Annotated in this window: 14 protein-coding genes and 1 pseudogene; 10 read left to right on the top strand and 5 right to left on the bottom strand. The window is 50.9% G+C overall.

All coding sequences use genetic code 11. The features are described 5' to 3' along the window. Positions 1 to 68 precede the first annotated feature (68 nt). The 4 genes and pseudogenes from IJ22_RS27190 (at position 69) to IJ22_RS10415 (ending at position 3,591) form a co-directional block, all read left to right on the top strand. Positions 69 to 602, top strand: coding sequence for a spore germination protein (locus tag IJ22_RS27190; RefSeq protein WP_160327374.1), 534 nt, complete (start codon positions 69 to 71; stop codon positions 600 to 602). Then, positions 598 to 926 (top strand): annotated as a pseudogene (locus IJ22_RS27185) (spore germination protein). The gene IJ22_RS27190 and the pseudogene IJ22_RS27185 overlap by 5 nt, the downstream one beginning before the upstream one ends. 81 nt (positions 927 to 1,007) lie before the next feature. Further along, positions 1,008 to 3,083, top strand: coding sequence for a thioredoxin domain-containing protein (locus IJ22_RS10420; protein ID WP_062408761.1), 2,076 nt, complete (start codon positions 1,008 to 1,010; stop codon positions 3,081 to 3,083). A 283-nt stretch (positions 3,084 to 3,366) separates the two neighbouring features. Further along, positions 3,367 to 3,591, top strand: coding sequence for a phosphatase PAP2 family protein (locus IJ22_RS10415; protein ID WP_062408760.1), 225 nt, complete (start codon positions 3,367 to 3,369; stop codon positions 3,589 to 3,591). Positions 3,592 to 3,675: 84 nt separating this feature from the next. On the opposite strand, the gene IJ22_RS10410 is transcribed toward IJ22_RS10415, so the two are convergent. From IJ22_RS10410 to IJ22_RS10400, 3 genes are all read right to left on the bottom strand, one after another. Continuing rightward, the gene (locus IJ22_RS10410; RefSeq protein ID WP_235594302.1) at positions 3,676 to 5,610 is read right to left on the bottom strand and encodes a glycosyl hydrolase family 18 protein; all 1,935 of its coding nucleotides are present in this window, start codon (positions 5,608 to 5,610) and stop codon (positions 3,676 to 3,678) included. Positions 5,611 to 5,770: 160 nt separating this feature from the next. Continuing rightward, positions 5,771 to 6,049 carry a YxcD family protein gene (locus tag IJ22_RS10405; RefSeq protein WP_054819911.1) on the bottom strand — a complete coding sequence of 93 codons (279 nt, stop codon included), beginning with the start codon at positions 6,047 to 6,049 and terminating at the stop codon, positions 5,771 to 5,773. Positions 6,050 to 6,085: 36 nt separating this feature from the next. Further along, positions 6,086 to 6,538, bottom strand: coding sequence for a hypothetical protein (locus IJ22_RS10400; protein WP_307722558.1), 453 nt, complete (start codon positions 6,536 to 6,538; stop codon positions 6,086 to 6,088). Between the two features lie 127 nt (positions 6,539 to 6,665). On the opposite strand from IJ22_RS10400, the gene IJ22_RS10395 reads away from it, so the two are divergent. Continuing rightward, positions 6,666 to 7,244: a DUF309 domain-containing protein gene (locus tag IJ22_RS10395; RefSeq protein WP_062408758.1), complete on the top strand. Its 579-nt coding sequence runs from the start codon at positions 6,666 to 6,668 to the stop codon at positions 7,242 to 7,244. Between the two features lie 57 nt (positions 7,245 to 7,301). On the opposite strand, the gene IJ22_RS10390 is transcribed toward IJ22_RS10395, so the two are convergent. Together IJ22_RS10390 and IJ22_RS10385 are read right to left on the bottom strand one after the other, a co-directional pair. After that, positions 7,302 to 7,871, bottom strand: a complete 570-nt coding sequence (locus IJ22_RS10390) for a beta-class carbonic anhydrase (protein ID WP_054819917.1) — start codon at positions 7,869 to 7,871, stop codon at positions 7,302 to 7,304. A gap of 55 nt (positions 7,872 to 7,926) precedes the next feature. Continuing rightward, entirely contained in the window at positions 7,927 to 8,253 is a 327-nt protein-coding gene (locus IJ22_RS10385; protein WP_062408757.1) for an iron-sulfur cluster biosynthesis family protein, read from the bottom strand. A gap of 110 nt (positions 8,254 to 8,363) precedes the next feature. On the opposite strand from IJ22_RS10385, the gene IJ22_RS10380 reads away from it, so the two are divergent. The 5 genes from IJ22_RS10380 to IJ22_RS10360 all read left to right on the top strand — a co-directional run bounded on the left by IJ22_RS10380 (position 8,364) and on the right by IJ22_RS10360 (position 13,487). Continuing rightward, positions 8,364 to 9,881 carry a carboxypeptidase M32 gene (locus IJ22_RS10380; RefSeq protein WP_062408756.1) on the top strand — a complete coding sequence of 506 codons (1,518 nt, stop codon included), beginning with the start codon at positions 8,364 to 8,366 and terminating at the stop codon, positions 9,879 to 9,881. Between the two features lie 163 nt (positions 9,882 to 10,044). Beyond that, positions 10,045 to 11,064 carry an ABC transporter substrate-binding protein gene (locus IJ22_RS10375; protein WP_082660992.1) on the top strand — a complete coding sequence of 340 codons (1,020 nt, stop codon included), beginning with the start codon at positions 10,045 to 10,047 and terminating at the stop codon, positions 11,062 to 11,064. Positions 11,065 to 11,164: 100 nt separating this feature from the next. Continuing rightward, positions 11,165 to 11,962 carry an ABC transporter ATP-binding protein gene (locus tag IJ22_RS10370; RefSeq protein ID WP_062408754.1) on the top strand — a complete coding sequence of 266 codons (798 nt, stop codon included), beginning with the start codon at positions 11,165 to 11,167 and terminating at the stop codon, positions 11,960 to 11,962. Between the two features lie 34 nt (positions 11,963 to 11,996). After that, complete coding sequence (locus IJ22_RS10365) at positions 11,997 to 12,800, top strand: ABC transporter permease (RefSeq protein WP_062410942.1); 804 nt, start codon at positions 11,997 to 11,999, stop codon at positions 12,798 to 12,800. A gap of 93 nt (positions 12,801 to 12,893) precedes the next feature. Then, complete coding sequence (locus IJ22_RS10360; RefSeq protein ID WP_062408753.1) at positions 12,894 to 13,487, top strand: hypothetical protein; 594 nt, start codon at positions 12,894 to 12,896, stop codon at positions 13,485 to 13,487. Positions 13,488 to 13,494: the final 7 nt, after the last annotated feature.

The following is a 13,494-nucleotide window of genomic DNA, read 5'->3' as shown; positions in this document are numbered from 1 at the left end:
GAACAATCCGCCTGCCCCCTTTGTGTATCCTATTCATTGGGCTTCATTCCCCGAGCAATCATTTTCACTTGTTTCCTAGATGCAAGAATTATTTCAAGAAAGCTCGGACATCGTGTTTCGTTCTTTTTCGATCGGCAAGAAGCAAGAAGATCCAAGCTATTTTAGTCGCTATTGACGGCTTATACGAAAAAACCACGGTAAACGAAAATGTTCTTAAACCCTTGATGAATCTTGATTTTCAAGAAATCAAAGGAACAGAACTGCTGACTTATGTTGAAAAAAACGTCCTTAGCATGAGCAGTATAAAAAAAGAGAGATCGATGAAAAAAGGTATCGCCTTGCTGATGCAGGGGGATCCTATTTTGTTTGTTGACGGTTTAGACTACGTTTATGTTCCGGGTGCCCGGGCATGGGAAATGCGGAGCATTGATGAACCGGTTACCGAAACCACCGTGCGAGGCCCCAGAGAAGGATTTGTGGAAACACTCCGTACAAATACGTCGATGCTGCGTCGTAAAATCCATCACCCCAAGCTGCACATTCAGCAAATGACCTTGGGAGAAATGTCGCAAACGGAAGTAGCTATCGCTTACTTATATTGACGGGATTGCCTCGCCGGGACTTGTACGGGAAGTCAAGCAACGATTGCAGCGCATTCATACCGATGGCATATTGGAAACCGGATATATCGAAGAATTTATTGAGGATGCTCCGTTCTCCATTTTCCCGACAATCTCCAATACCGAAAGGCTGATGTGGTTGCCGCACGTTTGCTCGAAGGAAGAGCGGCTATTTTCATTGGTGGAAGCACAACGGTTTTCATTGTGCCTCATCTCATGCTGGAATCATTCCAGTCGGCAGAAGACTATTATTCACGTCCTTATTATGCGACAATGCTCCGTTTTCTGCGATTGTTTGCTTTTTAAACATGGGTTTTTCTTTTTACTGCAGAATATGCTAAGCTTCAAATAACAAAAATAACCAATGGAACAAGGAGGCGATGCTTCTTGACAACAAAGCATAAACCCAACCGACTGGCCAACGAAAAATCTCCCTATTTGCTGCAGCACGCTTACAACCCCGTAGACTGGTATCCGTGGGGAAAAGAAGCTTTCGACCGGGCGAAAAAAGAAAACAAGCCGGTGTTTCTGAGCATCGGCTATTCCACCTGTCATTGGTGTCACGTTATGGAAAGAGAATCGTTCGAGGATGAAGAAGTGGCGGAGCTGCTGAACCGCGACTATGTTTCGATCAAGGTGGACCGGGAAGAGCGTCCGGATGTTGATCATCTGTACATGTCCGTTTGTCAAGCGATGACCGGACAGGGGGGATGGCCGCTGACGATCATCATGACTCCGGAGAAGAAGCCGTTTTTTGCCGGAACGTATTTCCCCAAGGCCCGCAGATATGGGCGTCATGGGTTGATGGATATTTTACCGCAAATCGCCGGGAAGTGGAAGGAGAATCAGGACAAGGTGATCGAGATCGGCGAGCAGGTTGTGGAGGAGACGCAGAAGCGGCTGATCGCCAATCTGGAGGGGGATTTATCGGAGAAGCTGCTGGATCGCGCGTTCGAGATGTATGAACGTATGTTTGATGCAAGCTACGGCGGGTTTGGGGATGCGCCGAAGTTCCCTACGAGCCATAATTTATCATTTTTGCTGAGATATTGGAAACGGACGGGCAATGAGAAAGCGCTGCATATGGTGGAGAAATCGCTTGATGCGATGTTCCGCGGAGGCATGTACGATCATATCGGATATGGCTTTGCACGGTATTCTACGGACGAGAAGTGGCTGGTGCCGCATTTTGAAAAGATGCTGTACGATAACGCTTTGCTGACGATGACGTATGTGGAAGCGTATCAGGCGACGGGAAAGCAGTGGTACGCTGACGTGGCGGAGCAGATTATTGCTTATGTGCTAAGGGATATGACCGATCCCCAAGGCGGGTTCTACTCGGCGGAGGATGCGGATTCGGAAGGGGAGGAAGGGAAATTTTATGTCTGGTCTCCTCAAGAAGTGAAGCAGGTGCTCGGGGAGGAAGAGGGAGAGCTGTACTGCGAAGTCTATGATATTACGGAAGACGGCAATTTCGAGGGGCACAGCATCCCGAACCTGATTCACGCTACGGTAGAAACCATGGCCCGCCTGAAGCAATTGGACGAATCAGAGCTGAAAGAGCGGCTGGAGGCTTCCCGTCAAAAGCTTTTTGCCCACCGTGAGCAGCGCATCCATCCGCATAAAGACGACAAGATTCTGACCTCCTGGAACGGTCTGATGATCATGGCTTTGGCCAAAGCGGCCAAGGCGCTGGATAACCCGGAGTATGCCGATGCGGCAAAGAAAGCGGCCGCTTTCATATTGACGAAGCTGCGCAGGGAGGATGGAAGGCTCTTAGCTCGTTACCGTGACGGAGAATCGGCTTATCTCGGCTATGCCGACGATTATGCCTTCCTGGTATGGGGATTGATTGAGCTTTATGAGGCTACGTTTGAGCCAGACTATCTCCGTCAGGCGGTAGAGCTGAATGACGAGATGCTGCGGTTGTTCTGGGATGAAGCCAAGGGCGGCTTGTTCTTTTACGGAGAAGACGGGGAACAGCTCTTCACGCGACCGAAGGAAATCTACGACGGCGCTATGCCGTCGGGAAATTCGGCTGCCGCGCTAAACCTGCAGAAGCTGTCGCGCTACACCTACAATGCGGCATTGGCGCAAAAAGCAGAGCAGCAGTTGAAAGCCTTCGCCGGATCGGTGGAGCGCTATCCTTCAGGTCATGCGTTGTTTCTGATGGCAGTAGACTTTGCGTATGGAGCGCCGACGGAAATCGTGATCGCCGGAGATCCGGTAAAGGACGATACCCAAGCGATGATCCGGGAGGTGCGGCAGTCATTCCTCCCGAACGCGCTGACAATTCTTCGAACGTCCGATCCGGCCGTTGCTGAAGAGACCGGACGTTTGATCCCGCTCGTGCAGGATAAACTGCCGCTAGGTGGACGGGCAACGGTCTATGTGTGTGAAAATTACGCATGCCAGTCTCCGGTAAGCGATCTTGAAGAGCTGCGGGAGCTGCTAAATTTATAAAGAGTTCTTGCAAGGCCGAGGGATCAAATTTCCTCGGCCTTATTTATGTTCAGGCCCCTGAATGCGGGAAATCCTGTAACCAGGGGTTGACCGAACCTGATAGATTCCGGTACGATTTCTAAGAGAAATGGCAATCTAAACCAAAGGAGAGGTCATAGGCTTGATTAGAAAAAAAGATGGGCAGTGGCGGTTGCATTGGTTAGCGCAATGGGATTTGCCTTGATCATGATGTCGGTACTACGAGACGATGTAAACCGATTGGAACGCTTGGGGCCAAGCGAATATGGCGGCCGATGCTTCGTCCGGGCCTTCGATATGGCTTAGTGCCGGAGCACTGATGATTCTCGGAGTCGGATACAGCCGGGTCTATTTTGGCGTTCATTACATAACCGATATTGCCGCGGGATATTTGGCGGGGCTTTTCTGTATCTCGACGGCTTTTCTGATCATCAGAGATAAGCGCACCGCAATCTCCGGCTATCGTTACATAAGCTCCTACCGGAATTAGTTGAGCAGGCGGTCACCGGATTTCGGCACATCGAAAAAACGGACAACCGTTCCTTACGAGGAAACGTTGTCCGTTTTTATCATTTTATTTTTCTTGTATCATGGCATTCCAGAGTTCACGAGGCTCGTAGCCTAATCGCCATGCAGCTACACCGCCCAGATCATACTTCTTGGCAATGGCAAGACGGGCTTTGACCGATTCTTCATTTTCAAGCCAAAATACGTTGGTGAAGCCGTCCTGCTTGTACTCCACCTTGTATTGGTTAAACCGGCTGTCCCAAGTCATCGACGCCTTCTTCTCGGCAATCAGCTTGGGCAGGTCCTTCATGAACAAGGCCCGGTTGCTGACCAGCTTGCCCGAGGAATCCACCTGCCATTCCCGAACGTAGAAGGGAATCCCCATAATCAGCTTGTCCCTTGGAATTCCGTAGGACAAAAACTCCTTCACGCCTTCCTCCACCCAAGAAAGACCTGCGACCGAACCTGGCTCGGTGCTGCCCTTCCAATGATGATCGTAGGTCATCGTAATGATGTAATCAACGATGCCTGCGAGCTTCTCGTGATCGAAAGCCGTTTTATCATTCCAGCTGAGGCTGCCGCGCGGCAGGTCGACCGAGATGATGAGCTTCTGTGCACGTGCTTTTTGCGTCAGCTCCTGCATAAACGCGGTGAAGCGGTCTCTGTCGGAACCAGCCAGATTCTCAAAGTCGATATTAAGCCCGTCTGCGCCAAGAGCAACCGCTTTGCTGACCAGGTCGTTGATAAATTTGGTGCGGGCCTCCGGCTTAGCCAAAAACTGAGTCGTCAGCGCCGAATCGAACTGGTTTGCGACAAGGGGATATACGGTATATCCCTGCCGTTTGAGCCAAGCTACGGTTTCTTTGTTCGAGGAATCCGTGATGTTCCCCGTAGGGTCCGCGAGTTGGAAATAGGTCGGCGAAACGACATCAAGCCCTGAAGTGTTGTTGACATGAGCACGAATCGTCGCATCGCTGGAGGTGCCGTTCCAACCCCAGAACTGCAGCTTGCGCAGGTTATCCCAAATGCTTATTCCGTCGCTGTAAGTGCGGATCGAAGCATTGGCATAGCCTTTGGCATACCGTAAAGCGGCAGGTATCGTAGAGAAATCGGCAATCCATTTATCGTTTTGGTACACTTGATAATAAGGATAATTATTCCAAATAGGACCGGATTTGCCGCCCACGGCCGGCGCATTGTCGTTCATGATTTTGGTGTGATCGTAAAGCTTGGCATAATTGATCGCATCATTCAAGCTGAGAAACGATTGAAGAAAGTTATCATACTGATATACTTTGTAAGGTTTCACGTTGGAATAGACGACTTTACCGTTTTCCGTATTGCGAATGATAGAATTAGACCATTTCAGCGATTCGTTCACCGCATCGCCAAGGTATGCAAACTTCCAGCTATCTGTGGTGTATGTACCTTGGTAGACCTGATATATCTTCTTTCCGGAACGGCGAAGCTCCGATTTTCTGCTTTCCGTTACGTTATCCCATACCCAGCGGTTTGTATCCAAATCGACGATGTAGGAATTGGCCCATTTCTTGGCTTCGGCCATGGCTTCGGCCAAGGTTTGAAACTTCCAATGGTCCAGCGTGATTTCGCCTTGGTACACACGGTACTTCGGATAGTTATTCCAAATCCAACCGCCAGATTGCAAATCGCGCACACTGGAGAATCCCCATTTGGCGGCTTCCCTTATCGCCGCATCCCGCGTGGCAAATTCCCAGGCGGTTGAGCTGTAGCCGTGCTGGTAAACCTTGTAGCGGGGATAACTATCCCAAAGCCATTGACGTGTGGCGATGTCCTCGACATGGCTCCGATGATAGTTTTTGGCGTAATTTTCAGCAGATTTATAATCCGATGTCTCCAGTATGATGCGGTTATCCTGATAGACACGATACTTGGTCGTTTTGTCTGCGGCCATTACGGAGCCAGTGGAAGAAAAGAACAGGGTCAAGACCGACAAGGACAACAATGCCTTGCGCTTCAACATAGATCAACCTCTTTCTAGTAAGTCTACTCTATTAAACGTAAAAAGAGGGTGATAAGTTGCGTTGGAAATGAATAGGGTATTTTCATAGATAAAATAGATTGTGAAATAAACGAAAGCCCCCTGCCAAGATTTTCTTGACAGGGGGCTGGGGCTGCTGCCGTTATTGTACGATGTCTGCAACGATTTCGTCTTCCAGGTTAAGCTGGATTTGATCGCGGAACACCCGCATGTTGTACTCCTTCAGCAGATACCGTTCGATCGCTTCCAGCATATTGGCGGCAATCAGAATTTGGCTGCGTCCTTCCGCATGCACTTCCGCCGAGAAGCCCAAATCCTCATCCCACATGAGCTCCACTTCAACCTGCGTGGGCTGAATTTGCTTGCGTTCAGCAATATTCAGGCAAATGGCATTGATGATATCTTGTTCCGAAAGTCTCATTAGCGCGCTAACCTCTTTTGAACAGAGTTTTGTACATTACAAACGCTTCGGTTCTTCGTTGAGTTTTTCTTTTTTGCGGTCCTTAAAGAATGCGATAAGACGGAACACGATGAGAACCAGTGCCGCGATCGCAAGCAGGTTGACCATCATGCCGAGCATTTCGCCAAGGAAGCCCATACCGCCGAACAAGCCGCCGAACAGCATGCCTGCCAGACCGCCGATCATCAAGCCTTTCATCAAACCGCCGCCGAAAAATCCGGGTTTTTGCGTTGCCGCAGTACCAGCCTGTTGGTTGGACGTCGTCGATTGGTTTCGATTGATATTATTGTTTGGCGTTTGAGTTGTCGATCCCGAGCTTGGGCTGAAGCTTTTCTTCGAAGAGCTGTATGATCTTTTGGCGTCCGCCTGATCAGGCAGGGTGACCGTTGTAAACGATAAAGCGACCACGCTAGCCAACAGAATCATAGACAATTTTTTCTTCCACATCATGAGCATCCTCCAGTATATATAGTATTTTCAAGATGTACTACGATCAATGTTGACGATGGTTTCACATTTTAAACGAAAAGGTTAAAATAAAATTAAAATCTGATGAACGTCCAAAGGATGAATGCCGATGAACTTATACCCGAAAGCTTATATCGACTATTTGTTTCATTTTCATGCCGAGCGGGATTTTTTCGAATGTCACGAAGTGCTGGAAGAATATTGGAAGGAGCATCCGGAAGACCCGAACAGCGAAGCGTATGTCGGCCTGATTCAGGTGGCTGTTTCGCTTTACCATCAAAGACGGGGCAATCTGTCCGGAGCGGTCAAAATGCTAACCAGCGCCATCCAGCGGCTAGACAAGGAACGGCTGGAACGACTTGGCATCGATGGAGAGAAGTTCAGGGAGCGCCTTCAGGCTCGTTTGCAGGAATGCATGGATCCGGAGAGCTTCATCTACTCGGATCCGGACATCCCCTTGAAGGACGAGACACTGATAACCTTATGCGGTCAGGCTTGCGCCCGCACCGGCAAAGTATGGGGACAGCCAACGGATATGAACGATGCGTTTCTGATTCATAAGCATACCTTGCGTGACCGCAGCACGGTCGTGGCGGAGCGGGAGCTTCAGAAACAGCTCAAGCGGAAGCAGCGGTTGAAGCGGGAGACGGATGATGGAGAAGCTGAAATAAAAAAATCATCGCAGTGAAGGCCGATAACGCATATCGGCAGCTCCGCGATGATTTCGTTTAGTCCATGGATACGTTCAGCCGATGGCCTCATATCCGTTGGAGATGATGTCCAGGCGGCCCGTTTCCGGATGGATGATTAAGCCGTGCACGGGCAAATCTTTGGGCAGCAGCGGATGGTTTCTGATCAGCTTTACGCTGTTGACGACACCGTCGTGCACGTAATCGAAGCCGGTCAGAAAACCGTCAAGATTGATACCCGCATTCTGCAGCGTATCGATCAGCTCGCTCGTTACGCCGCGGCTGCGGGCTTTGTTCAGTACATCTTTCGCATTCAGTCCGGTCATGCCGCACTCGTAGTGGCCGACAACAAAGACCTCCTTGGCATTGAGCTCATAAACCGCCACAATGATGCTCCGCATAATACTTCCGAACGGATGGGAGACGATCGCCCCGGCATTCTTGATAATTTTGGCATCTCCGTTGCGCAGGTTCATCGCTTTGGGCAGCAGCTCGGTAAGACGTGTATCCATACAGGTCAGGATGACCATTTTTTTATCGGGAAATTTGGTGGTTTTAAACTGCTCGTACGCTTTGGCCTCCACGAATGCCTGATTGTGTTCGATAATATCGGATAATATAGACATCTCTAGTCCTCCCCAATAGGTCAAATCTATGATCCAGTTTTCTTTGCTCTTTATATTATCTTTTGTCCAAAAGCCGCATGTGGGCATTGTAAATTTGGCCGCCGCTTGTCAATACGAAGCAATGACCGCTCTTTTTGTAATCTATGGTCATGCGCTCCTCGAAAAAGACTTCATGCTTGCGATCCATCAGCAGAGGGTAAGGCTCGTCCTGAACCGTGAAATCGTTGCTGTCGGGCTTGTCCGTAATCCATAACGTCGGCACGCCGCTGACCGCGCAGCCGCAGCCTTCCGCGTCATAGACCAGCTTCAGCTTGCCGCCGGCAGCGGCGCTCAACTTTGAATCAATCTCCCTAGCGGCCTCTTCGGTAAAAGTAATATGCATGGTGTTCACTCTCCTCCTCTATCTATCATACCCCATTTTGGAGAAATTTGCTTCTGTTTTCAAGAGGAAGTATGATCAAGATATACCGATAAAGGAAAGGGGCATGCCGAGTGACGACATCAAGCTTTGAAACAAAGTTGAACGACTTCAAGCACTATTTAAAAAAGATGAAAAGCTACGAGGAAGCCGTAGGACTCATCTATTGGGATATGCGCACGGGAGCGCCGAGAAAAGGGATTGCGACGCGCTCCGAGGTGGTAGGCGAGCTTTCCGGCGAGCTGTTCAAAATGTCGGTGTCGGATGAAATGGGAGCGTTTCTGGACTATTTTGCTTCCCCTGAGGTGAACGACCGGCTGGATCCCTTATATAGGAAGATCGTCAGCGAATGCCGGAAGGAGTACGACCGCAGTAAAAAAATTCCTCCCAAACGCTATCAGGAATACGTTGTGCTCACTTCCCAGTCGGAAGCGGCATGGGAAGCAGCTAAAGAACAGGCGGACTTTGCGGGCTTCCAGCCTTATCTGGAAAAAATTGTGGATATGAATCTGGAGTTTATCGATTTATGGGGTTACAAGGGACATAAGTATAACACGCTGCTGGATATGTATGAGCCGGGCATGACGGTGGAGAAGCTCGATCAGGTATTCGGCGCGCTCCGTGAGAAGGTTGTGCCGCTGCTTACCGCCATTCAGTCTTCGCCGCATAAACCGGATACGTCCTTTTTAAAACAGGAGTTTGATAAGGAAAAGCAAAAGCGGTTCAGCCTGTATATCCTTGAGCAAATGGGCTATGATTTTGAGGCCGGAAGACTGGACGAAACCGTCCATCCGTTTGCTACCGGTCTGAATCCGGGCGATGTGCGGATTACGACCCGGTATTTGCCCGACGATGTGAACAGTGCATTGTTCGGTACGATCCATGAGGGCGGGCATGCACTGTACGAACAGAACATTTCGCCGGATCTGATCGGCACGCCTCTGTGCACCGGCACATCGATGGGCATACATGAGTCGCAGTCCCGCTTCTGGGAAAATATGATCGGCCGGAGCCGTCCTTTCTGGACCCAATACTACGGGAAGCTGCAGAACAATTACCCCGGACAGTTCGATCATGTCGCTATGGAGGACTTTTACCGGGCTACCAATGAAGTGAAGCCTTCGCTGATCCGCATCGAGGCCGATGAGCTTACATATAATCTGCATATTATGGTCCGCTATGAAATTGAAAAGGCATTGTTCAGCGGCAGCGTGAAGGTGGCTGACCTGCCGGAGATCTGGAACGAAAAATACCGCGACTACCTTGGAGTCGTACCGGCCCACAATGGGGAAGGGGTGCTTCAGGACGTGCACTGGTCCGGAGGCGCTTTCGGTTATTTCCCTTCTTATGCGCTCGGCAATATGTACGCGGCGCAGATCATGCGTACGCTTCGGCAGGATTTGGACCTGGACGCCCTGATTCGGGAAGGAAATCTGCATCCGATCAAGGACTGGCTAACGGACAAAATTTACCGTCACGGCAAAAGCCTGACGCCAACGGAAATCATTACGCAGGTCACCGGAGAGGAGTTGAATCCCGACTATTTGGTGGATTACTTGCGCGAGAAATATTCGGATATTTACAGGCTCTAAACATTCATTCATTAACAAGGCATTCCTTGGGCATCCGGGGAATGCCTTATTCCATGTTGACGACTTTTTCCGGCGGTCCATCCTGAACCTTTCCTTGGGCGGGTGCATATGATGGCATCAAGAATTGTAGAAGCAGACAGGGAGGGACTGGCCTATGAAAACGATGCGGCGGGTAAAAGGGTATGCTTTTGTGCTTGCGCTCATACTGACTGTGGGTGCGGTGCTTGCAGGCTGCAGCCCGGAAAAGGCGGGAGACATTCAGAAGGTGCGGGTGGGCGAGGTCACGCGCTCGATCTTCTATGCCCCGGAGTATGTGGCGATCAGCAAGGGATTTTTTAAGGATCAGGGATTGGATATCGAGCTGACGACAACGTTCGGAGGCGATAAAACGATGACGACACTGCTGTCAGGAGGCATCGATGTCGCGCTGGTCGGATCGGAAACTTCCATTTATGTGCATCAGCAGGGCAGTGCCGATCCGGTGATTAACTTCGCTCAATTGACGCAAACAGACGGTACGTTTCTGGTTTCCCGCAGCAAACCGGCGGGCGACTTCGATTGGAATACACTGAAGGGGAGCACCTTCCTTGGTCAAAGAAAAGGCGGAATGCCGCAGATGGCCGGAGAGTATACGCTGAAAAAACACGGTATCGATCCGCATAAGGATTTGAACCTTCTCCAGAACGTCGATTTTGCCAACATTCCTACGGCGTTCGCCTCCGGAACAGGTGATTATGTGCAGCTGTTCGAACCGCAGGCGACGATGTTCGAGAAGGAAGGAAAAGGGTATGTGATCGCCTCGTTCGGGGCAGAAAGCGGGAAGCTGCCTTACACGGTCTTTATGGCCAAAAAAAGCTACATCGACCAAAATCATGAAACGATTCAAAAGTTTGCGAATGCGGTGCAGCAGGCCCAGAATTGGGTGCAGAAAAACGGTTCCGACGAAATAACGGAGGCGATAGCGCCGTTTTTCCAGGATACGGATAAGGAAATTATAAAAAGCGTCGTAGAGCGCTATAAAAGTCAGGGCTCCTTCGCAACCGACGGGATTGTCGATGAGCAGGAGTGGAACCATCTTCAGGACATCATGCAGGCAGCCGGAGAGCTGAAGCAGCGGGTGGATCACCAAACGCTTGTCGATACCCGCTTTGCCGAACAGGCTAAGCAAACCGTAAAAGAATGAGGAAAGACGGAGGATCAAGCAGCGATAGGGGCGGTCATGGAAATCAAAGCCGGGCGCCTCTTCGCTATCTTCATCAAGACAAGGCAAGGGAGGGATGAGCATGATATCCGCCGTGGAATTGAACGGCGTGTCGCAGGTGTATGTCAATAGGAAAGGCACTTTCACAGCGCTTAAAGATATTGATCTTACCATCCGTCCGGGTGAATTCGTGACCCTGATCGGTCCAAGCGGCTGCGGCAAGACGACCTTGCTTTCACTGATCAGCGGACTGCTACCCCCGACTTCCGGGACCATTCGCATTCTGGGGGAGGAGATTCGGAAGCCGACGGCCAAGGTGGGGTATATGCTGCAGCAGGACTACTTATTCCCGTGGCGCACCATTGATGAGAACGCGTCGATCGGTTTGGAACTGCTCGGCCGGCTGAATGAGCATACCCGTTCGTCCGTACTGGCGCTGCTGGATGAAATGGGCCTGAGCGATCAAGTTGACCGTTATCCCCACCAGCTTTCCGGAGGAATGCGGCAAAGGGTGGCGCTTGTGCGGACACTTGCTCCCGAACCGGATATTTTACTGCTGGATGAGCCGTTCTCCGCACTCGATTACCAAACCAAGCTGCAGCTTGAGGACCTGGTAGCCCAAACGCTGAAGGCGCGGAAAAAAACCGCGGTGCTCGTGACGCATGATATTTCTGAAGCGATTGCCATGAGCGACCGTATTATCGTGCTGCGTCCGAATCCGGGGCGCGTGCTGGCGGAGGTGGAAGTGCCCGAAGCGATCCGCAGGGCGCTGCCGCTCAAAGCACGGGAGGAGCACGGATTTCATGAATTGTTTCATTATTTGTGGGGGCTTTTTGAGCAGATGGACAAGAGGGGAGGGAACAAAAGTGGAGCGGAGTGAACGAATCGGACTTCGGAATGAGACCGGAGTCTCCATGGATCCGTTGGCCGAGCGAGTCTTCGAGCAGTATCGCAGCAGGGAGCGAAAGCTTGCCTTCTATGTTCGTTTGACACAGTGGACCATGCTGATTTTGTTTATCGGGTTATGGGAAGCGGCCAGCCGGCTTCAATGGATTGACGGGCTGCTGTTCAGCTCGCCCAGCCGGGTCGCAGGGCTGCTGCTGGAGAAGACGGCTGACGGAACTATGCTGGTTCACACTTGGGTAACGGTATGGGAGACGGTGGTCGGCTTCCTGCTGGGCACGGTCATGGGCGCCTCCATTGCAGCACTCATCTGGTTCTCCCCGTTTCTTTCACGGGTGCTGGATCCGTACATTGTCGTCTTGAACAGTTTGCCCAAAGTAGCGCTCGGGCCGCTTTTTATCGTGGCGCTCGGGCCCGGAATGATGTCGATCATCGCCACCACGCTTTCCATCACCGTGATTATCACGATATTGGTCATCTATAACAGCTTCCGTGAGGTGGACCCGAATTTGATCAAGGTCGTGCAGATCTTCGGCGGGAGCCGGCGTACGGTTTTCCGTAAAGTCATTTTACCCGCCTCCTATCCCACCATCGTTTCTACGCTTAAGGTGAATGTTGGATTGTCTTGGGTCGGGGTTATCGTGGGCGAATACCTCGTATCCAAACAAGGGCTGGGTTACTTGATCATCTATGGCTTTCAGGTCTTCAACTTCACGCTGGTGATCGGCAGCTTGTTTATCATTGCTATCGCGGCGACGGTGATGTATCAAGGCGTAGCTTACCTCGAAGGCAAGCTGGTAGGGAGAAGGCGGTAAAGAGTATACGGGAATCGGCTCAGCGGGCGGTTCCTTTTTTTGTGCTCAAGGCTCATTGAGGATAACATCTGAAAAAGGCAATATGCGGGGTACATGGTGTCGAGCTTGAATCTGCTCGAATACAAAGTGAGGGTGGTGCTGCTGTTCTCGCAGATTTTTAACGAGCTAGCGCGCCATTTGAGAGATACAGAGCATATTTGGAGCGGAGGCGGTGGACTGCTGGAGGCTGAAGATATGCTGGAGCAGGCGATCCGGGCGCCGCGGCCCGCCTATTTCTATATGCGCGAGCGGCAATTGGAAGCGATTCGGCGGAGGGTACAGCTTGTCGCCAGGGTCTATCAAATGCTGCCGCACGGAGAACTGCCGGCCGGCGTGTTTGAGGAACTCGCAGAGGACGTGAAGATGCCGCGCTGTACGGGAAGAGCGGAGAACCGGCTGGCGGAGCTGGAAAAGCAGTTCAAATCCATGCCGCTGCCGTCAACGCGAGAAGAGTTCGAGATTCGCGCCGAGCTGCTGCAGATCACGGAAGAGAGGAAGGTCTATTTTAGCGTAGCCAAACGGGAAAAACGTCCTGTGGGGCAGGACGCTTATCAACGGCACGTTTCTGAGAAACTTTTGAAATTCATTAAAAATGACAAAGAAAATGGCACACTAGACGAATGTCCTGCATACAAATGTAATGAATGATTGTATG

This window comes from Paenibacillus naphthalenovorans, assembly GCF_001465255.1.
Taxonomy (GTDB): Bacteria; Bacillota; Bacilli; order Paenibacillales; family NBRC-103111; genus Paenibacillus_G; species Paenibacillus_G naphthalenovorans.
This window is presented reverse-complemented; position numbering and strand designations above follow the sequence as displayed.